Source organism: Paenibacillus sp. PK1-4R (assembly GCF_030369595.1).
GTDB lineage: Bacteria > Bacillota > Bacilli > Paenibacillales > Paenibacillaceae > Paenibacillus.
This window is the reverse complement of the sequence record NZ_CP126535.1, coordinates 2,024,891-2,046,660: the sequence shown is the minus strand read 5'-3', so window position 1 is coordinate 2,046,660 and position 21,770 is coordinate 2,024,891. Positions and strand designations below refer to the sequence as shown.

At 46.2% G+C, this 21,770-nt stretch carries 19 protein-coding genes and 1 riboswitch; of the genes, 5 read left to right on the top strand and 14 right to left on the bottom strand.

The window, feature by feature from the left end; translation table 11 throughout:
- Positions 1-62 precede the first annotated feature (62 nt).
- The 8 genes from QNO02_RS08960 to QNO02_RS08925 all read right to left on the bottom strand — a co-directional run bounded on the left by QNO02_RS08960 (position 63) and on the right by QNO02_RS08925 (position 9,412).
- Positions 63-1,727, bottom strand: coding sequence for a S1C family serine protease (locus QNO02_RS08960; protein ID WP_289391842.1), 1,665 nt, complete (start codon positions 1,725-1,727; stop codon positions 63-65).
- Positions 1,728-1,875: 148 nt separating this feature from the next.
- The gene (locus tag QNO02_RS08955; protein WP_017689597.1) at positions 1,876-2,538 is read right to left on the bottom strand and encodes a response regulator; all 663 of its coding nucleotides are present in this window, start codon (positions 2,536-2,538) and stop codon (positions 1,876-1,878) included.
- 18 nt (positions 2,539-2,556) lie between these two features.
- The gene (locus QNO02_RS08950; protein ID WP_289391841.1) at positions 2,557-3,582 is read right to left on the bottom strand and encodes a HAMP domain-containing sensor histidine kinase; all 1,026 of its coding nucleotides are present in this window, start codon (positions 3,580-3,582) and stop codon (positions 2,557-2,559) included.
- A 3-nt stretch (positions 3,583-3,585) separates the two neighbouring features.
- The gene (gene liaF / locus QNO02_RS08945) at positions 3,586-4,614 is read right to left on the bottom strand and encodes a cell wall-active antibiotics response protein LiaF (protein ID WP_289391840.1); all 1,029 of its coding nucleotides are present in this window, start codon (positions 4,612-4,614) and stop codon (positions 3,586-3,588) included.
- A gap of 198 nt (positions 4,615-4,812) precedes the next feature.
- Positions 4,813-5,028, bottom strand: coding sequence for a hypothetical protein (locus QNO02_RS08940; RefSeq protein WP_036610057.1), 216 nt, complete (start codon positions 5,026-5,028; stop codon positions 4,813-4,815).
- Positions 5,029-5,139: 111 nt separating this feature from the next.
- On the bottom strand, positions 5,140-5,679 hold the full coding sequence (locus QNO02_RS08935; protein WP_081595013.1) for a 3D domain-containing protein: 540 nt from the start codon (positions 5,677-5,679) through the stop codon (positions 5,140-5,142).
- Positions 5,680-6,106: 427 nt separating this feature from the next.
- On the bottom strand, positions 6,107-8,044 hold the full coding sequence (gene thrS, locus QNO02_RS08930) for a threonine--tRNA ligase (protein ID WP_253432841.1): 1,938 nt from the start codon (positions 8,042-8,044) through the stop codon (positions 6,107-6,109).
- A gap of 414 nt (positions 8,045-8,458) precedes the next feature.
- Positions 8,459-9,412 (bottom strand): putative sporulation protein YtxC, encoded by a 954-nt coding sequence (locus tag QNO02_RS08925; RefSeq protein ID WP_051447153.1) that lies wholly within the window; start codon positions 9,410-9,412, stop codon positions 8,459-8,461.
- A 171-nt stretch (positions 9,413-9,583) separates the two neighbouring features.
- Here QNO02_RS08925 and QNO02_RS08920 point away from each other — a divergent pair, with 171 nt between their 5' ends.
- The 4 genes from QNO02_RS08920 (at position 9,584) to QNO02_RS08905 (ending at position 13,040) form a co-directional block, all read left to right on the top strand.
- Positions 9,584-9,988, top strand: a complete 405-nt coding sequence (locus QNO02_RS08920) for a hypothetical protein (RefSeq protein ID WP_289391839.1) — start codon at positions 9,584-9,586, stop codon at positions 9,986-9,988.
- A 295-nt stretch (positions 9,989-10,283) separates the two neighbouring features.
- Positions 10,284-10,778, top strand: a complete 495-nt coding sequence (locus QNO02_RS08915; RefSeq protein WP_091032736.1) for a cation:proton antiporter regulatory subunit — start codon at positions 10,284-10,286, stop codon at positions 10,776-10,778.
- Between the two features lie 4 nt (positions 10,779-10,782).
- Complete coding sequence (locus QNO02_RS08910) at positions 10,783-12,021, top strand: cation:proton antiporter (RefSeq protein ID WP_076289901.1); 1,239 nt, start codon at positions 10,783-10,785, stop codon at positions 12,019-12,021.
- 113 nt (positions 12,022-12,134) lie between these two features.
- A complete protein-coding gene (locus QNO02_RS08905) occupies positions 12,135-13,040 on the top strand; it encodes a YitT family protein (protein ID WP_091032738.1) in 906 nt (301 codons plus the stop codon).
- An 85-nt stretch (positions 13,041-13,125) separates the two neighbouring features.
- Here QNO02_RS08905 and QNO02_RS08900 read toward each other — a convergent pair whose 3' ends face one another.
- The 6 genes from QNO02_RS08900 to metA all read right to left on the bottom strand — a co-directional run bounded on the left by QNO02_RS08900 (position 13,126) and on the right by metA (position 20,021).
- Complete coding sequence (locus QNO02_RS08900; protein WP_133384136.1) at positions 13,126-14,139, bottom strand: zinc-binding alcohol dehydrogenase family protein; 1,014 nt, start codon at positions 14,137-14,139, stop codon at positions 13,126-13,128.
- On the bottom strand, positions 14,136-15,113 hold the full coding sequence (locus tag QNO02_RS08895; protein WP_289391838.1) for an aldo/keto reductase: 978 nt from the start codon (positions 15,111-15,113) through the stop codon (positions 14,136-14,138). Before QNO02_RS08895 ends, QNO02_RS08900 begins: the two co-directional genes overlap by 4 nt.
- A gap of 231 nt (positions 15,114-15,344) precedes the next feature.
- Positions 15,345-16,481, bottom strand: a complete 1,137-nt coding sequence (gene mqnC, locus QNO02_RS08890) for a cyclic dehypoxanthinyl futalosine synthase (protein WP_062835957.1) — start codon at positions 16,479-16,481, stop codon at positions 15,345-15,347.
- 241 nt (positions 16,482-16,722) lie between these two features.
- Positions 16,723-17,895, bottom strand: coding sequence for a trans-sulfuration enzyme family protein (locus QNO02_RS08885; protein ID WP_036669808.1), 1,173 nt, complete (start codon positions 17,893-17,895; stop codon positions 16,723-16,725).
- Positions 17,892-19,079, bottom strand: a complete 1,188-nt coding sequence (locus tag QNO02_RS08880; protein ID WP_133384134.1) for a PLP-dependent transferase — start codon at positions 19,077-19,079, stop codon at positions 17,892-17,894. The genes QNO02_RS08885 and QNO02_RS08880 overlap by 4 nt, the downstream gene beginning before the upstream one ends.
- 24 nt (positions 19,080-19,103) lie before the next feature.
- Entirely contained in the window at positions 19,104-20,021 is a 918-nt protein-coding gene (gene metA / locus QNO02_RS08875) for a homoserine O-acetyltransferase MetA (protein WP_036610071.1), read from the bottom strand.
- 236 nt (positions 20,022-20,257) lie between these two features.
- A riboswitch (SAM riboswitch) is annotated at positions 20,258-20,381 on the bottom strand.
- Between the two features lie 451 nt (positions 20,382-20,832).
- On the opposite strand from metA, the gene corA reads away from it, so the two are divergent.
- A complete protein-coding gene (gene corA, locus QNO02_RS08870; RefSeq protein WP_062833460.1) occupies positions 20,833-21,768 on the top strand; it encodes a magnesium/cobalt transporter CorA in 936 nt (311 codons plus the stop codon).
- Positions 21,769-21,770: the final 2 nt, after the last annotated feature.

Genomic DNA, 21,770 nt, shown 5'->3' with positions numbered 1-21,770 from the left:
ATCAGGGCAAAAAAACGGAAGGGCCTTCAAACCCTTCCGTTCTGTCAATCCGTACCCGATATTTATGGTTGCTGCTGTTGTGTACCTGTTGTTTGTGAAGTATCAAAATCATTTTTGTTGCCGATTTTGATTTTCAGATCCATTTTCTTACCGTCACGCACCACGTTTAATGTCACTTCACTGCCGATTTCCTGTTTCTTGATAAAATCTATCAGATCTTGACTTGTCGCGTAAGGCGTACCGTTGGCACCTGTGATGATGTCATATGCACGAAGATCTGCTTGATAAGCCGGTGATTGGAAGATCGTGCTGGCTACGACAGAACCTTCGGTTACATCTGTTCCCATTTGTTTAGCAACTTCAGGCGTGAGAGCCATCAGAGATGCACCGATAAAGGGTACTGGCTCTTTGGGAACTTCTTTGTTCTCTTTAAGATATTTAACAGCTTCAGAAATGACGCTCGACGGGATTGCAAAACCAATCCCTTGTGCATCTGCACTTACTGCAACGTTCATTCCGATGACTTCCCCATTCAGGTTAAGCAACGGACCACCGGAGTTACCCGGATTAATCGAAGCATCTGTTTGCAGCAAATGGCTGTACTCACGTGTTTTTCCTGTTTCTTCATCTGGAATGCTGATCGTACGTTCTTTGGCACTCAGTACACCTGCTGTAACGGTGTGTTCAAATCCTTCCGGGTTACCAATAGCTACAAGCCATTCACCGACTTGAGTACTATTGGAATCACCCAGTGGAGCTACAGGGAACGCATCGTCACCACTGTTTTTCTCAATTTTCAATACAGCCAAATCCAGATCAAAGCTGCTTCCCAGCAGTTTAGCTTCATAAGGCTTGCTGTTGTTCTCCAGGGTTACCTGGATTACGTCTGCACCCTGAACAACGTGTTGGTTCGTCAGGATATATCCTTCTTTGTCAAAAATGAACCCGGAACCAATGCCCATAGGTACAAGCTGATTACCGCTTTGTGGTTGCTGGCTTTGGCCTTGATTGCCTTCCGTTCCGCCCCCATTACCAAAGAAGTATTGGTACAGCGGATCACTTGTATTTGATCCACCCTGACCTAATCCTGTACGTGAGGACTGCTTCGCGAGTGTTTCGATTTTGACGACAGCCGGACTTGTACTTGTTACTACGGAAGACACATCTTCTTTGCCTGTTGGCAGTAACGACGCTGTCACATTGTTGCCTCCGCCTGTGTTTGTGGACGCTTCCTGTCCTGAACTTTGATTGTCCGTGTTCGTAAGTGCCGTCTCCGGTGTGAACATGTTTGTTCTGTCAGCTGTGTACATGAGAACGGTGATGACCAGCATACCGGCAATAAAGGAAAATAGAAGTGATCTTACGGAAGAACGCGGCTTGCGGTTATTATAGTTCCAGTTGCCTTTGCCGCCATTCCCTTGATCTCCACCGTTACCTGAGCCGTTTCCACCGCCTGCTGATGATCTTTTCGCTTGTTCTGATGATTCACTATTATAGTAAGTAGGTACGGGTCTCACCGGATCAGGTTTTGTAATCTCTACATTTCCTTCTTCACGCTGATTAGTGCTTCCCATGTGATTTGCTGTATCTTCCTGATTCACGGACTGAAAAGGTCCATAAGAATAATAATAGGAGGATTCGTCCGTTCCGGAAGAATTGCGATTCTCCGTTTGTTTAGTTTCGTTTTCCTCGTCTTGACGGTTCGATCTATAGTTGCGTTCGTCCATGCCTCTCTACCTCCCAATCTCTTATTCCCAAGAGATATTCTTTAACTGTCCTTATTTTGTACTTTAAACCTTAACCGTACCTTAAAAACAATTAAAAAGGAGATAAAAGCACGTAAGAATAGACTCTTTTCCCCGTCATGACAGCATTTTACCCTTTCGTTTTCACCCAACCCTGACGATGCGCATAGATGGCCAATTGTGTACGATCGTCCATCTCACATTTCATCAGCAGGTTACTCACATGTGTTTTGACGGTTTTGATACTGATATGTAATTCTTCTCCGATATCTTTGTTGGTCTTTCCCTCTGCAATAAGCAGCAGCACTTCCTTCTCCCGCTCAGTCAGACCCGATTCACTCTCTCTCGCTGTACGTTGTCTGATTCCCCGGGTTAATGCCTGCGACACATCACCTGTCATAACAGGCATGCCTCTATAGGCCCCTTGAAGAGCATATATCAGTTCTTCAGCAGAGACTGTCTTCAGTACATAACTTACCGCACCCGCTTCAATCGCTTGTACAACCAAATCATCCTCCAGGAAACTGGTAAGCATCACAATTTTCATCCCTGGAAATTCAGTCATGATGGCTTTTGTTGCTTCAGCGCCATTCATTACAGGCATCATCAGATCCATTAGAATCAGGTCCGGCATTTCACTATCATTTAACTTACGTAACTGATCAAGCGCATCCTGCCCGTGGCCCGCTTCTCCCATCACATGAAAAGTAGGTTCCAGCATCAGATATGTTTTCAACCCCATGCGCACCATATCATGGTCATCCACAATCATCACGTTTACTTTACCACTCATTCCGTCTCCCCCTCTGGTTCACTCAGGAACGTTCGGGAATTTCGGGATCAATACCCGCACCGTCGTTCCCGCTCCCGGTTTCGATATAATCTGAACTTGCCCCCCAAGCTTCTCCGCCCGTTCACGCATGGTAGATAATCCGTATGAACCCGGACGCTCCGCTTGCTGTAAAAATCCCTGACCATCATCGCTGATGCTCATGCTGATCTGATGTTCACTCTCCCGTATGTACAGACTAACCACTCCCGCCTCTGCATGCTTCACAACATTGGCAACCGCCTCCTGAATAACAAGAAACAGCTGGTGCTCAATGGCATCCGAGATTCCGCCATCCAGTTCCAGCTCTTTCACACCTTTAAGACCATTCTGCCTGCAATAATCAGGAAACCAGCTATCCAGTGCTGCGGTGAGATCACGCCCTTCCAGCTCCACCGGTCGAAGTTGGGCAATCAGTCCTCGCATCTGACGCTGTGCAATATGTGACATCTGGATTAACTGGTCCAGTACTTTACCGCCATGTTCAGGATTCATCTCCAGCAGACGAGGTAAGGACGAAGCCGACATATGCATGGCAAACAGCTGCTGGCTAACCGTGTCATGAAGGTCCCTTGCCATTCGTTTGCGCTCTTCAAGCACAGCCCGCTCCGAGGCTTGCTCCTTCTCAATGACTTCCTGCTCACCGAGGCGCTGAAGCAGTCTCATCTTTTTCTCAATCGAATCCATCATGACATTGAACTCCTGATAGACACGACCAAACGAAGCGTCATCCGCTTCAGGCATGCGCACCGCCAGATTACCCTTGGAAACTTTCAACATGTTGAGATCTAGCAGGTCGATCTTACGCTGAAGCCGTAATGCAGCGATATATCCGGTGATAACGGTGGCCAGCACAACAACGGCAACATAGGTCCATGCCCGCTGACGACCAGCCCCCATCAATACCTCTCCATACAATAGATAGAATCCGCCCAGCGTAATCAGACCGGTTAGCGCAAAATACATCATCAGTTCCCATTTATTGGCCTTGAGAATTGTTCGAATCATGCGTTAACCCACCTTATTCACTTTGACGTCTCCGATAAACACACTTACAATAATCCGTACCTTTTTGCTTGCTTCATGGTAATGGGAAGTTTCAGCCTGGGCACTACTCAGGAATCCGCCGCGTTTCTGGTTCAACAGTGACATATCTCCAATGAAGGAATTTGTCGTCACCGTCACACCCAGATCCATATCTTCCGGCACAAATACTTTCACATCCCCAATAAATGAAGAAATGACAATCTTCGTCTCCCCGTAAGGAATCTGCGCCTTAGTCAAATCAATTACGGTATCTCCGATAAAAGCCGAGATGTTCATTGGTTTCAACGAGAACACTTCCTGCCCCATGTACAGATCACCGATGAACGCCGATTTGTTAATGGTATTGCCACTGCCATAATCCCCATAACCATTTCCGTAGCCATCACCATAATGTTCTCCATAACCGGTATCGTTAGAGTTATACGATTGATGTTTCTTCTTATATTGATGCCCTTGTGATGATGAATCCGTTGATCCTGTGAAATGAGGGCCATGTGGATCGTTCTTCTGTTCCTGTTTTGGTTTGCCAAATGTTTTCTCGAACTGTTCGTCAAACGACGACGGCATCTCCAGATCCTCCGGAGCCAACGGTTTATAAGGTTGCTCAGGTGCTGGAGGTGGCTGCATCTTGTCATGATGTTTCCGATCACGACGTCGTGGCCCGATCAGTACAAACAATCCTCCGCCAATCAGCATAACCGGGATCAGATAACGAATGAACTCCCCCATGGAGTAATCAATCCATCCCAGATTCCGAGCAAGAAAGTAACCACCAATCGCCAGTACAATTACCGGTCCAATAAAGGCGTAACCCCCGTTGCGACGAATCTCGGAGATTCCTTTGACCCCCCACCAGATTAGAAATAACGGCCAATATGTTCTGAAAATATATCCTACATCAATGTCATATCCCAATTGTCTGAACAAGATCATCGCACCAATAGCAATAAGAGGTATGCCAACCCACCAGCGGTCACGCGTCGATCGTTTCATCGCTCATGTCTCCTTTGTCTGTATTATGTATCCAGTGTAACTCAGACAAGACAATGAGAACAGCGGCGGCAGATGGAATTCATCTCGGTCTCGAGACTGAGATGAGAGGATATTAATGTAAAAAACTTCGCATATGTAAAACACCCCGGAGCTGCTGCTCCAGGGTGCTGAATCATCATTAGATTAATGAATCTTCAATTATTTTTTGTATTTTGATGCTTTGCCTTGACCTTGGCCAGTTTGGCCTGTGTTTTCTACACCGAACTCGGCATTGTATTTTTCATCAGGTGTTTGGAAATTATCTTGTACTTTGTTTTGAGCGGATTGCTTCACTTTTGCTGCTGCATTCTCTTCTCCAAACTCTGCATTGTACTTCTCGTTTGGCGTTTGGTACCCTTGTGATTTCTTAGCCACAACGAATCACCTCTCTCTTCATATTTACGATGCATTGCTGCACCGCGGGGTTCGTCCCCAGTCAATATTATGTGGAGAGAGCACTTCTGTTATTCATGTTCACATGTGAAATTAAATGGCCTTGTCCAGCCAGGAATCCGGTACAGATTTGTACACATCGATCGCATCGGCCAACTCGCTGAGCATCTTTTCTGTACACTTTCCAGCGCCTTGCCTGATCACCTGTACCTCCACATCCTTTTTGCCCCACTCTTTGTACACTTGCTTGGTTGTCGGGAAATACAGATCGATTTTATTACCTTTGATCGCCGAACCAGTATCTGCAACAATACCGTATCCATAACCCGGAATATACAGAATGGAACCCATCGGGAACAATTTTGGATCAGCTGCAATCGTGGAAACTGTTTCTTTATCACGACGTACTTTGACACCGGAATACGTAATTCCGTATTGAGGATGTTTAGGCCCTTTTCCTGTAGACTCCACTCCTGCCGTATATCCCGTTGCTGTAACCTTTTGTGTACCCAGGATTTGTTCTGAACGCGGAGCAAGCACCGGCATAGACGGATCCGCCACTTGTTTTTCTGGAAGCTCAGGTCTTGGAATGACCATTGGTTGTGGTGACCACAATAAAGCCATATACACCATGGTGGTCAGCTGGGCCTCATCGCTGTATTGATGGCTGACCTGTTCTGGAAATTCTTGATCAGACTGGCTCGAAGTTTCAATAATCGGACCTTCACTGCTGCTGCTCTGACTCTCGACATGCAGTACTGTACTTTCCTCTTCAAATGTATAGGCATCCGCCTGATTCAGGTTAATCATCATCCCGGCGAATATCACACAGCCAACCAATAAACCCCGTATATGTTTCTTTTGAATTGAGAATTGCTTTTTCATTGTATAACCTCCCCCTCACTGCAAAGGTTTTCCAAAAAGCAATTAATCTATACTTTTTACTGCAAACACTACGAAAAAACGCCTGAATAACATAGTCAATCCCATGTTATCCAGGCGTTATGCAGAGTGATCAGCGCAACTTATGCACTGGTTATCTGATAGATCATTTGTTCATTTATACCAAACGTGTTGCAATTTCTTCTTTCAATTGAGCGATAATTTCATCGACCGGTTTCATGCCCAGATCGCCTTCTCCACGCTTACGCACAGATACTGCTTCTGCATTGCGCTCATTCTCACCAACAACAAACATATAAGGCATTTTCTCAAGCTGCGCCTCACGGATTTTATATCCAAGCTTCTCATTCCGCAGATCGGCTTCAGCAGAGATTCCCGCACGTTTCAGCTTCGCTTCCACTTCACGCGCATAATCGTCGAAGTTGCCGGATACCGGGATCACTTTTGCCTGTACTGGAGACAACCACAGCGGGAAAGCTCCTGCAAAGTTCTCCAGCAAGAATGCTGTGAAACGTTCCATTGTACTAATTACACCGCGGTGAATAACAACTGGACGATGTTTCTGTCCGTCATCTCCCACATATTCAAGTTCAAAGCGCTCAGGCAACAGGAAGTCCAGTTGAACCGTAGACAATGTCTCTTCTTTGCCCAGGGCTGTTTTGATCTGTACATCCAGCTTCGGACCGTAGAACGCCGCTTCACCTTCTGCTTCATAGAATGGAAGGTCAAGCTCTTCCACAACTTCACGCAGCATGCGTTGGGACATTTCCCACATCTCGTCGTTCTGGAAGTATTTCTCGGTATCCTTCGGATCACGATAGGACAGACGGAAACGGTATTCGTTAATACCGAAATCCTTGTACACGGTTTGAATCAACTCGATAACACGAGCAAACTCTTCTTTGATCTGATCCGGGCGTGCAAAAATGTGTGAGTCATTCAGTGTCATTGCACGTACACGGTGCAGACCTGTTAATGCCCCCGACATTTCATAACGGTGCATCATTCCAAGCTCGGCAATACGGATTGGCAGATCACGGTAGCTGTGCATACTGGACTTGTACACCATCATATGGTGAGGACAGTTCATTGGACGGAGAACAAGTTCCTCATTATCCATAACCATTTTCGGGAACATATCTTCCTGGTAGTGCTCCCAGTGTCCAGATGTTTTGTACAATTCCACGTTACCCAGAACCGGTGTGTATACATGTTGGTATCCAAGGCTTTCTTCCAGATCCACAATATAACGCTCCAGAGTACGGCGCAGCTTCGCACCGTTTGGCAACCAGATTGGGAGGCCTTGGCCGACCAGTTGGGAGAATGTGAACATTTCCAGCTCTTTACCCAACTTACGGTGATCCCGTTTGCGAGCTTCTTCGAGGAAGTGCAGATGCTCGTCCAGCTGTGCTTTTTTCACAAAAGCCGTACCATAGATACGTTGAAGCATTTTGTTTTTGCTATCTCCACGCCAGTAAGCACCCGCGACATTCATCAGTTTGAACACTTTGATTTTGCTAGTTGATGGTACGTGAGGGCCACGACACAAGTCGAAGAATTCACCTTGCTCATAAATCGTGATCACACTGTCCGCTGGTAAATCACGAATCAACTCAAGTTTGTAAGGATCGCCCACTTCTTCGAACGTTTTGATCGCGTCCTCGCGGCTAACTTCCTTACGTACAATTGGCAAGTTCTCGTTCACAATACGTTCCATTTCCTTCTCGATCTTTTGCAGATCTTCAGGATTGAGCGCATGTTCGAGGTCCATATCATAGTAGAAACCATCTTCAATGACAGGGCCGATACCGAGGCGTACCTCTTGGTTACCATATAAACGTTTCACTGCTTGAGCCATCAAGTGAGCTGTACTATGACGCATCACTTCAAGTCCTTCTGGTGAATCCAGAGTTACGATCTCCACCAATGCTCCCTCATGAAGTGTTGTGGACAAGTCCACCACGATACCATCCAGCTTGCCGGCTACGGCATTTTTGCGCAATCCGCTGCTAATCGAAGCGGCTACGTCTTCAATGGTGCTGCCATCCGCGTACTCACGTACCGAACCATCCGGTAGTTTAATGTTCACTGCCATTTGTCTCATTCCTCCTGTTAATGTAACCTTCGTGTCCAGATATTTATGGACTGATTATCTATTGCTATTCCAGTCATTTTGCAAAGGAACGCAAAAAACACCCGTCCCGGCAAAGGGACGAGTGATATATACTCGTGGTTCCACCCTAATTCAGCTGATTCATCCATATTGGAAATACAGCCCTCATTGGCATGACGATAACGGGCATGACCCGGCAGATCCTTACTCGCGGATAATCCCCAATAAAGGCGATATTCTAACTCCACTTTCAAAATTGCAGCTACAAAGGGGTAAACCATACGTGATATCCGGAGGAAATTTCAGCCTAGGTTCCTCTCTCTGCACCGATCTTGCGTGTGGTTGTTGTCTTTGTCAACGCTTTTGGTTCAATGGTTCACATGATAAATTCATGGATCAACAGTTATTATAATTGCCGAGATCACTTGCGTCAAGACCTGTCAACAATCCTGAGCGCAGCACTTCGCATTCCGGGCAATGATGACATATTTGCACTTTGTCTTCGAAGATCTGGCATATGGTCGAGATGATTGGCAGATCCGGGGTGCGTGTATGGAGCATGACCTTCTCAGGAGAGATGGAGATGAGTGTACTTACAATCATATCTTCGATATCCATCTCCAGTTCCAGACCCGGCATTTCCACAACGACCTGTTCATCCTTTTGCACGGGTAACAGATTAAGTCCAGCATCCAGGACCTGAAATTCATGCATTCCCTTGTGTACAAGATGAACCAGAGGTACTTTGGCTTCTTGAAAAAACACAAAATATTTTAACAGCCCCATAAACTCTTCATACTGCCGATCCATCCAGAACTCATCGAGCGCATACTCCACTAATTCCTGAAGCTCCTGCTTATATGGCCGTATGCGGAAGTTGATAATACCTTCAAGGTGAAAAAAGTGAACATCCTCCAGATCCTGCCGTAGTCCACTGGCTAACGTAGTACGGCGGCGCTCCCGAAGTCCGGGCTGATCCAGATCACCATTTAATAGAAGTGGCATGCAGATTCGATTGACCTTTTCCACCTCATGCTCATCCATGACAGAACACGCCTTGGCGATCATATCCTCCACCATGCTCCGTTCTTGTGTCTCCATAATGAAGTCGGCGAGTCCAAGGGAGAGCAGATCACTAATCCGGGGAAGCCATTGCTGGAAGTCTTCGTGATTCTCATTCCCTCTGCAAACCCAGGTTGCTCTTCCATCATTATGTTTGAAGGTGAGCCGGAATCCTCTTTTACTTATATGTAAACCTTTGGTTTTTTCCTTGACACAACGATAAAATTGATCCGCTTCCTCTTGCCCTGATACATCGGTCCATACAGCAAACAGTTCCACAAGAATCACTCCTTTCCTTCCTGTTCAAAGTATATGGCAAGGCCGATGGGGATATACGAAGCGGATTGATGGAAAGCGTGTCATGATTTCTCAGTATATTATGAAGAGGTTTGGAGTTAAGACAAAAATGTGTTATTATTTTAATAACAGTATGTTTCACGGAAAAGGAGGGAAGCCAAAATGAGACAACAACCTAGAATACTCCACTATACTATCATTATCATTTTGTGCGTTTTCCAAGCCTTGTGCTTCCCTATTCCGATGCAGTCCGAATCTGCCGTTGGGGTGTCTGTAGAAGCAACTTCCAACAAAGAAGTGCTGTTGCAAATACCCGAATCCCAGCAGAAACCTGTCATTCGCAAATACCCACAAGTCATGTCCAAGCTGATTGCGGTTACGCATAATAAGCCTGTCTTTCTTATCCTCGCATTGTTATTGATGCTGCGAATCCCTACAACGGGTCTGTCCTTTAAACCGTGGTATTGTCTGTTTAAACGCAGATTATTTCTGCTACCTATTAAGTTTACCAGCATGTATGTATCCCTCACCCCTATAGCACCAAAATACGTGAACGCTCTTCACTAGCCGTTACGACGTATTTACAGGTTGCTTTTGCATGGAGACACCTCTGTATTTATAAGACGGTGTGCTTGTGCATAACTTATAACCCTTTTAGCACACGTTAGATAAACCCATGTTTATGACAGTACCTATTTTTGTTGTACCCACACCGACAAATTCAAATCATATGGCTGTGTCAGGAATTTCTGGCTCTGTTTACCCGCATCTTTTGATGTTCCTTTGAGCAGCAGATTAATCATTTTCGGGAAATAAGCCTATCTTCTGTGGCCAGCCCCTAATTATAAGGAGGCAACAATCCATGGATGTACGCGAAACAGACTTGCCGGGAATCGGCAAAAAATTTCAGATTGAAACAAGCAGCGGTGATAAAATTGTCATTATTATTCACGATGACGGTCGCCGGGAAATGTACCACTTCGAGTATGATGATCCCGATCAAAGCATCTCGATGATCACACTTGACGATTATGAAGCACGACAGATTGCTGCTATTGTTGGCGGATTAACTTACAAACCAAAGCAGCTTGAAAATATTGAAGTAACGTTTGACGACCTGATTATCGAGTGGTACAAAATCGAACCATCCTTCGGATGTATCGGCAAATCCATCGGTGAATTGGACGTACGTCAAAACTCTGGGGCAACGGTTATCGCCGTTGTAGAGAAAAATCACAAAAAACATATCAGCCCAGGTCCGGAGGTAGTTATCAGTGCAGAATCCACGGTGGTAGCCGTTGGCGAACGCAATCAGCAGAAACTGTTTAAATCCCTCCTCCTGACTGGAAGGGGGTAAATAGATGGATCATTTGATATTCGAAGTAGGTCTGGCCCTTGTGCTCATTGCGGCAGCCGGCCTTTTATCGGCAAAACTAAGATTTTCGGTCGTTCCGTTTTATATTCTGATCGGGATGGCCGTTGGGCCACATGCCATGAAAATCTGGCATCTGGACTTCCGTTTTATTGAGAGTCAGCCTTTTATTGAATTTATGGGTCGGATCGGTATCCTGTTCCTTCTCTTCTACCTTGGACTTGAATTCTCGGTAGGTCGTTTAATTAAATCGGGTCGCTCTATTGCAGTTGGCGGCTCGATCTACATCGGCATTAACTTTACGCTGGGATTAATATTTGGTTTTATGTCCGGTTTCCCCGTTGCAGAAGCACTTATTATCGCAGGTATAACTACCATCTCTTCCAGTGCCATTGTGGCCAAGGTACTCGTCGATTTGAAACGAACGGCCAACCCGGAAACAGAGATGATATTGGGTATTATTATGTTCGAAGATGTATTCCTCGCTGTATATATCTCGATCTTGTCCGGACTTGTGCTTAGTGATTCATCCTCCATCGGAGGCGTCATCATGTCCGCACTTATTGCCCTCGGATTCATGCTTATCGTGATTATCCTTGGACGCAAAGCAACACCGCTACTAAACAAATTGCTTAAAATCCGATCGAATGAGTTATTCTCTCTCGTAGTATTCGGAGCCTTGTTCCTGGTAGCCGGTTTCTCAGAAACCATTCATGTTGCCGAAGCGATCGGTGCATTACTGGTTGGACTGGTGCTTGCTGAAACAGAACACGCGAAACGGATTGAGCACTTGATTCTGCCGTTCCGTGACTTCTTCGGAGCCATCTTCTTCTTCAGCTTTGGATTGTCCATTGATCCATTGTCTCTGGGTGGCGAAGCCGTATGGTTAGCTCTGATTGCAGTTGTTATTACATTGTTCGGTAACTTCCTGGCAGGAATGATGGCCGGACGCAGTGCAGGACTATCGCCCAAAGCATCGGCCAACATTGGATTAACCATTGTGTCACGGGGTGAATTCTCCATCATCTTGGCCAACATGGGTAAAGCAGGAGGACTGCTGCCAATGATTCAACCGTTTGCCGCACTGTATGTCCTAATTCTGGCCATTCTGGGTCCTTTATTAACCAAAGAGTCCAAACATGTATTCCGTTTATTGGATAAAATATTCAAGTTCAAAGATCCTCGGAAAAAGAAAGAAGAACCGAAGGTTCTGCAGAAAGAAGGATAATCCCTATGTCTGTGCAGAACAGACATACTAACGTACTTCGCGGCTCTTACGCCGATCTTTCTGTGACTAACCCAGGGAGAATGGCTCGAAAGCCGCACTAAGGAGGATGACCTATGAAAGCACCTCTGATATCGGCTAATCCGGTGCCAAACACCGCCAAGACCAGAATCTCGTCAACCCGCCGCTGGTTAAACCTGTTGCTTGTGATTGTTGGTGGAATTCTGGCCTCCGTGGGACTTGAATTGTTCTTACACCCCAATAAGATCATTATTGGAGGCATTACAGGCATTTCCTCCCTGTTCGCCCACTGGACCGAAATGAGAATTGGATTATTCCTATTTTTATTCAATGTTCCGTTTATATTTCTGTCCTACAAGATTGTGCAGAAGAAATTTGTACTGGTTACTGTTCTGGGTCTGGTTGTCTTTTCGATCGGTGCCATTGTGCTTCATCCCATGCCGCCACTTGTAGAGCATCCGCTGGCTGCCGCCATGTTTGGCGGATTATGCCTCGGACTCGGAATTGGGCTCGTCGTGCGGTATGGTGGGACACTGGATACGCTGGAAATCGGTGATCCGTCTTCCCGCCCACCTGAACGTGTATTTAGCGGAAAACGGATGCTTATCGAAAAAATAATCATGCTGCTTAACTTGTTGATACTGACAGCCGCTGGTGTTGTCTTTGGCTGGGACCAAGCGATGTATTCCGTAATCGCCTACCTTATTGCTTATGAAATGGTGTACATTGCGTTCAGGGGTTTCTCTTCCAAACGCAAAGTATGCATTTTGACCACACAAAGCTCTCAAGTTGAAAAAGCTGTACGCAAACGGCTGCGCCGTGAACCTGGAACGCTGGAAGCCACTTCTGACTCAACACAACTCGCTATGGCTGAAGGATGGATCAGGCAGATCCCGGGTGCACTTTATTATGAGGTACATGTGCTGGAGATGATCTGGTTGAAGTCCATTGTTCGTCACATTGATCCACATGCGGGTATTATGACGAATCCGGAAAAATAAAAAAACGCTCTCTTACCCTATGGATGAACAGTTTTGTTCAACAAGGTCAGAGAGCGTTTTTTTCTGTTTTTATAATTAATTGATATTATAGTTCAACGATAGCTTTGACTACATGTGAATCTGGCAATAACCATTGGTCTATTGCAGTAGGTAACTCATCAAATTCCACTCGGTGTGTGATATACCCATCCATACTTAATTTCTTTTGACGCAAGGTGGACAGGACCTGTTCAAAATCTTCACGGGTTGCGTTCCGACTGCCCAGGATACTCATTTCCCGCTTGTGAAACTCAGGATCATGAAAGGTAATATCCGCTTTCACCAGTCCTACAAAAATGAGTTGACCACTATGCGCAACATATTGAATGGCCTCATTCATGGAATTCACGTTACCTGTTGCATCGAAGACAGCCGTAGCATAGTCGCCCCCCGTGATTTCAGCCACTTGTTGTACAGTATGTTCATTAGCTTGGACCAGGTCATCGGCTCCAGCCCAAGTCCGGCTAAGCTCAAGTCTGTCCAGATTACGATCAACAGCGATAACACGCGCCCCCGCCTGTTTGGCAAATGCCATCACGCCCAATCCAATAGGGCCAGCTCCAATCACAACCACATGCTCACCAGGTTTAATTCCTGCTCTTCTGACGGCATGGGCTCCAATGCTTAATGGTTCTACCATTGCCGTCTCATCCAGCGTCAAACCTTCTGCTGAGAGTAAATGTGAGACAGGCACGCTGATTTTTTCTCTCATGCCTCCGTCTACGTGCACACCCATGACTTGCATGGACGCACAACAATTGGTTTTTCCACTGCGACATGCAATACAGTGACCACAATGAAGATACGGAATAATACTTACCTGATCCCCTGGCTGTAGCCCTGCATCGTTCGGACCGATCTCTTCAATAACAGCCGCCAGTTCATGACCCAGAACACGAGGATAGGTAAAGAATGGTTGGTTGCCTTTGTATGCATGCAGATCCGTTCCACAGATCCCAATCCGCCGAATGGCAACCAACGCCTCTCCTTCTGCTCGTTCCGGTTGAGGCAGGTCCTGGAGCTTCAATTGATCTATTTCTTCACATACAATGGCTCTCATCGTTGTTCCCCCTTGGATGCTTTAGCTGTCGTGTTGCTTGGCTTAATATTATATTCGGGTCGTCCGCTTGACCACGTCTCGTTATGCAATGGAGCCAAAATGCGCAGCACTTCATCCAGCAGGCTCTGATCCAACGGTTCCTCTATCCAGGCTGCATTATTGAGGATATTGCGCTGGCTGGCACTGCTCACCAGTGTTGTTGGAATTCGTTCATTCGACGTGGAGAATTGCACGGCCAGCTTGGCAATGTCACTACCTTGTTCTGCACAGAAGCGGGCTGCCTTCAGGCAGAGCTCTTTCACCCGATCATCTGCCGGATGCCAGGCAGGAGCACCTCGGGTACTCAACAAGCCCATAGAAAGAGGCGAAGCATTGACGAGGCCAATTTCTTTTTTTTCCAACAAGGGCAATAACGATAATAATGAGGTATCATTCAATGAATAATGACAATACGAGATGATCGCATCCGCATCGATCTGCGGCAGAACCTTCTCGAACAACGGTAAGGGCAATCCACAAATGCCCGCATGTCGTATAACTCCCTGCTCTTTCAGTCGCAGCAACGTTGGAAAGGCTTCTTCTACGATGATCTCTGCTGGCACAAATTCAATATCATGCAGGAACAGAATGTCGATATAGTCTGTATGCAGTCGATCCAGGCTCTCTTGCACGCTATCCAGAATCCGCTGACGTGAAAAATCAAACTCATTTTCCCCGTACCGTCCGGCTTTGGTTGATAACATATATGAACTGCGCGGCAAGCTGCGGATCGCTTCACCCAACACTGTCTCCGCCTTTGTCAGGCCGTAGTAAGGTGAAACGTCTATGTAATTCATCCCCGCATCTACGGCCGCATGTACAGTGCGAATCCCTTCGTCCCGGTCAATGTCACGAAATACAGAACCGAGTGAGGATGCTCCAAAGCTCAATACAGGTACGTCCAGTTCCGTCTTGCCAAGTATTCTTCTCTTCATCGGTTTACCCCTTCCAGCGTGTCTGACTACACAAGTTCCCTTTCATTGTAACAGTTCAATTTCAATATAAAATATCGCCAATTGCGTAACATGTACTGTTTGATGACCTCAATCCGCAGAAACAAATCAAAAAGCCCGCCGTCTCTCCAAACGGAGTAGTCAGCGGGCTTGGTTTCATAAATACTTATCTAACGATCAGCATTTATGGGAGTAGTATTCAAATAATCAGGATTAGTTCTGCATTACGAAATCTTCATGCACGGAATTCTCTTCGTCGAACATGCGCACGATGTCATATCGCGTGTTACGTTGTGCCGGAATATAACCGGACTCCCGAATCAAACGCAGAATGGATTCAATGTTAACTTTATATGTTGCACCAGCAGCAGATACAACGTTCTCTTCAATCATGGTACTACCGAAGTCATTGCAGCCAAATTCAAGCGACTTCTTACCAATCTCCGGACCCATGGTTACCCAAGAGGATTGAATGTTCTTGATATTATCCAGCACCAGTCGGCTGATGGCTACAGTCTTCAAGTACTCTTCTGGAGTCTGACGCTCCAGCTTCAGGTTGGTATTGTCTGGCTGGAAAGTCCAAGGAATGAACGCCAGGAAACCTTCGGAATCATACTTGTTCGCAATACATTCGTCCTGAGCTTCACGTACACGCAGCAAGTGTAATGCACGCTCTTCCATTGATTCACCAAGGCCGATAACCATCGTTGCCGTGGTGTTCATGCCGATGCGGTGTGCAGTTTGCATAACGTCCATCCAATCGCGCCATGAACCTTTCAAGCGACTGATTTTCCGACGTGTGCGATCATCCAGAATTTCAGCGCCGCCGCCTGGCAAAGAATCCAGTCCAGCTTCGTGAATGGCACGAACAACCTCTTCCAACGTAAGACCATCGGAAACCTCAACCATTTTCATAATCTCCGCTGGGGAGAAAGAGTGCATCGTGATGTTCGGGAAACGCTCTTTGATGGCTTTCAGCAGGTCTGTATAATAGCTGAAAGGCAAGTTTGGATTTGTTCCACCTTGCATCAAAATCTCGGTACCATTCACATCTTCCGTTTCCTGAATCTTCTGGAAAATAACTTCGTCCGGAAGCACATAACCTTCATCCGAACCAGGTCTCCGGTAGAAAGCACAAAAACGGCAGTACACATCACACACGTTTGTGTAGTTGACGTTACGCCCAATTACAAATGTTCTGTATGGTTCAGGGTGCATGCGTTTCATAATAACATTAGCAGCTGCCCCGATTTTGTCCACTTCATTCGATTCAAATAGCTCAATCGTGTCTTCCAAGTCCAAACGTTCGCCCCGAAGGGCTTTATCTAAGATACGGTCTACCGTACTCATCGTAAAAAAGCCTCCCTCATGAAGAGAAATTATATAACGATCCGTCCCAACTTGTTCAAGAGAAGCAAGTTCTGGTGGCAACATCGTATTTCTGTACTCCACATATCGTAACACAGGTTACATGTGAAAAAAAGCACCTTATGTACAGGTGCTTTAAAAATAAGTAAAAATTTTTACATATGGAATGGAATTTATTCGAGATTAAGTGATACGCATCGGCGTATTCGGTCATCCACTTTTACTAGGATTCCTGAAGTGCTTGCTCCAAATCTACAATGAGATCTTCGATATCTTCCAGACCTACGGAGAAGCGCAGCAAACCATCTGTAATGCCACGGTCACGGCGAACCTCAGCTGGCATTGCCGCATGAGACATCATGGCTGGGTAGGATAGAATACTCTCCACAGCTCCCAAGCTTACAGCAACAATGGGTAGCTTCACCCGGTTAAGAACTGCTTTTGCGCGATCGCCTGAACCGACGTCAAATGAAACGACAGCTCCATATCCTGTGGACTGGCGCTCATGTGCCTCACGGCCCGGATGATCCTCCAGTCCAGGATAAAAGACAGCGGTAATATCACTACGCTCATTAAGCCATGCCGCAAGTTTGGCTGTGCTCCGTTCACTATGAGCCATGCGAGCCCCCAAGGTTTTCATCCCGCGCATCAGAAGCCAGGATTCTTGTGCCCCGAGTACAGTTCCAAGTCCATTTTGTAACTGTTTCAGTTGTACGCCAAGTGATTCCGTACGAGCAACGGCTAACCCTGCCAGTACATCACTATGACCTCCGAGAAACTTCGTAGCACTATGTACGACGATGTCCACACCAAGCTCAATTGGACGCTGATAGTACGGAGTCATAAAGGTGTTATCCAGAATCGTGATCAGGTCATGTTCCTTCGACCAGTCAGTTACGGCAGCGATATCCGTAATTCGCAGTGTAGGGTTGGACGGTGTTTCCATATAAACTGCCTTGGTGTTTGGCTTGAGTGCCGCTTTTACTTCATCAATGTTGGTCATGTCTACAAAGGTTGTCTCGATCTGCATACGGCTTAATATGGAAGTAAGCAAACGATACGTACCTCCATATACGTCTTCCGTTACAATCATGTGATCCCCTGCGGAGAACATCATGAACACGCTTGAAATCGCAGCCATCCCCGAAGAATAGGCAAAGCCTCGTGCACCGCCCTCCAGCAATGTGATGTAATCTTCCAAAGCCTGACGTGTCGGATTACCCGAACGACTGTAATCATGCTGAGGCGGATTGAAGATATCAAAATGATGGAAGGTTGATGCTTGGTAGATCGGTACACTGGATGCTCCAGTCGTTTTGTCAATTTCATCTCCAAAATGGAGCAATTTGGTATCAAATTTCAACTCGGAATTGGGTTTGTTATTGGACTCACTCATGAGTGCACGCCTCCTTCCACTTCCTGTTGTGCAGCTGTCAGCGCATTGCCGAGATCTGCAATCAGATCATCCGCATGTTCAATGCCTACGGAGAACCGGAGCAAACGGTCATCCACACCTACGGCGTCACGAATCTCAAGCGGAATATCCGCATGCGTTTGTACCGCTGGGTAGGTCATGAGTGATTCGACTCCGCCGAGACTTTCGGCAAAAGCAATGAGTTTGATATGACGCAGCAATGGTTCAACATAACGTGCATCCTTCACTTTGAAAGAGAAGATACCTGTGTTACCCGTGGATTGTTTGTTCTGTATCTCATACCCCGGATGATCGGATAGACCTGGATGATATACTTCAACCACCGCTGGGTGCTCAAGCAAGTATTTGGCAATAGTAAGTGCATTGTGCTCATGACGCTCCATGCGAAGAGCCAGCGTTTTCATACCTTTCATCAACTGGTAGGAGTCACTTGGAGACAATACCGCTCCAATGGAATTATGCAGGAACGCCATCTCTGCAGATAACGCTTCACCTTTGGTAATAATTAGTCCGGCCAACACATCATTGTGTCCGCCCAGATATTTGGTAGCGCTATGAATGATGATATCGGCACCCAGTTCAATCGGACGTTGGAAAAATGGAGTCAGCAACGTGTTGTCAACAATAGTCAACAGGTTGTAACTTTTCGCCCAGGAAGCAACGGCTTCCACATCGGTGATCATCATCAGTGGATTGGTTGGTGTCTCAATAAATACAGCTTTTGTATTCGGCTGACGAACCTTCTCCAGTGCTGCAATGTCATTCGTGTCCACATAACTTGCCGTTACGCCGAAACGGGACAGAATACGTTCCAGCAGACGATAGGTTCCACCATACAGATCCAGCGATACAATCAGATGATCCCCTTGACCAAACATGGCAAAGATCGTTTGCAGCGCGGCCATTCCCGAGCTACAGGCAAACCCTGCATCACCAGACTCCAGCGCTGCGGCGGCTTCTTCCAATACTTTACGGGTTGGATTAGTCGTACGAATATAATCAAACCCCGTGCTTTGTCCAAGCTTCGGGTGGCGAAACGCAGTGGATTGATAGATCGGAAAGTTAATGGCGCCTGTTACCGGTTCATTGATGGACCCAATTTGTGCTAAGCGGCTTTCGATTTTCAACTTGTTGTTGTCTTCCATTGCTGCATCCTCCTGTAATCTCGATTAGATTTGCGGGCCAATATCGTAAGGTGTTTCTTGATACACATAGTAATTGAGCCAGTTAGAGAATAATAAGTTGGCATGAGCGCGCCAAGTAGCCGGTGGCACACGGGAAGGATCATCATTCGGATAATAATGTCTAGGCAATGCGATATCCAACCCTTTGGCTGCATCCCTGTCATACTCCCACTTTAATGAGAACGGGTCATACTCGGCATGTCCTGTGGCAAAAATCTGTTTGCCGTCTTTGGTAGCAACCAGGAAAATCCCCGCTTCCTCGGATTCAGCCAAAATCTCTAAATTCTCATTCTTTTCAATATCTTCGCGTCTCACTTCCGTATGACGGGAATGTGGAACGTTGAATACTTCATCGAATCCACGCAACAACGGAACATGTGGTTTATTAATGGTATGTGGGAAAACGCCAAAACACTTTTCATCCAGTGCAACCTTGGGTACGTCAAAATGATGGTATAAACCTGCCTGGGAAGCCCAACATATGTGGAGGGTTGAAGTTACATTGGTTTTGGTCCATTCGAAGATCTCCTGGATTTCATTCCAATAGTTCACGTCTTCGAAATCCATCTGTTCCACCGGGGCACCCGTAATAATCATTCCATCGAAACGGCGGTGCTCAATCTCATCAAAGGTTTTATAGAACAGATCCAAATACTCCTGAGACGTATTCTTCGACGTATGGGATTTGGGATGTACGAGAACGACATCCACCTGAATAGGCGTGTTTCCCACCAGACGAAGCAATTGTGTTTCGGTCGTTTCCTTTGTGGGCATCAGGTTTAATATAGCGATACGGAGTGGACGAATATCCTGCTGATATGCAGAAGTTTCATCCATGACGAAGATATTCTCTCCTTCAAGTACTTCTTTTGCTGGTAGAGTATCGGGTATTTTGATTGGCATAGTAAGTCTAACTCCTCCTTTTGCATAGATAGATGCAGCCACCCCTGGCTTGATGTCTTCACATCAATACAGGTATAGACTGCCTTGAGCTTGTAAAAACATTGAATTGCTCTTTCATCCAACGTTACAAACAACCTCAAGTTCCTTAGCGAAAATCACTGCTGAGAAGTCGGGGCATATAACAAAGACCTTCCTCGGATTTCGAGAAAGGTCATATGTAAAAAAGATATGCGCCTCTCTCATCTCTCAGTTACAACAGTGCCACTTGACACTTAGTCGCTGCAAGAATTAGCACCGTGCGGTATACCGCCGGTTGCCGGGTTTCATCGGGCCAGTCCCTCCACCTACTCTTGATAAGATTTCGCTGTATTAGATTGTAATTAAATATGGTTCACCGTCTACTTTATTACATTAATGCCCTCACGTCAAGATGCAGTTCGATGTCTGCTTCCCAGATCGGAACCGTTCATCATCCGTTGTCATACACTGCCTCAGGGCGCGAAATAGACACATTTTTGCGCTTGAAAGCACCTTGTACCAGCGGTATACTAAACAAGGTGTTATAAACCCTTATGTGAGAGGTGACATATTAAATGGATGGCGACCCGAGGCCTGACTGGCAGCCGAATTCCGACAAACTGCATAGAGAATTGACATCAGCATGCCGGCAGCGGGACGTGACTTCCGTTTGATTATATAGTGAACGCAGCCCTGATCTCCAGGCTCCGCTGCCGACCGGCTGATTTGTTCTTTTTGCGCCCATAATGATAATATCCGCCAAGTTGGCGGGTGCAGAAGGAGTAGATTAACGATGAAAATCCGGTTGGTAAACAACGGTGTATTTATTCCGGTGGACGACATTCAGCAGGCGCTGACTCCACCAGCGGAAGGGTTTTACTGGATTGATGCAGACGTAGACGATTTGGCGGTACTTCAGCCGCTGTTCTTGATGCATGATCTGGCTGTGGAAGACTGTCTTAGTGACGAAGAACAACGTCCGAAGATTGAAATTTATGAGAACCATTATTTTATTGTGATTAATAGCATCCGTTTCGATGATGAAGAGATATTTCTACGTGCGGTGAACTTATTCCTCGGCAGACATTTCATTATTAGTGTTACGAAGCAAAAGGTCAGCGAATTGCGCACACTGAAACCAATCCTGTGGGAACAGGAAATCAGTACACCGGATCGTCTGTTGTATTTGCTGGTTGACTTGATCGTTGATAATTATTTCACCGTAGGTGACCGAATTGAAGCACGGATCGAGAAACTTGAGGAAGACATTCTGATGCACACCAAAAAGTCACATCTGAATGAAATTATCGGGCTACGCAGTGAGATTCTGTGGCTGAAAAAAGTCCTTGGACCTCAGAAAGAGGTCATTAACACCCTGAACAAAAAAGATCTGCGTCTCATCGATGATCAACTGCAAAAGTATTTCAGTGACATCTATGAGAATGCTGTAAAAATATCTGAAACCTTTGAGACTTATCGCGACCTGATGGGCAACTTGCGAGAAGCCTACCAATCCAGTATTGCGAACCGGGCGAATGAGATCATGCGTGTATTTACCGCCATTACCACGGTCTTCATGCCGCTGACGGTCATTACCGGTATATACGGCATGAACTTTACGAATATGCCAGAGCTTAACTGGAAATACAGCTATTTTGTTGTGATTGGTCTGATGGTTACACTGGGCCTGAGCATGTTCTTCATTTTCCGCAAGAAAGACTGGGTATGAAC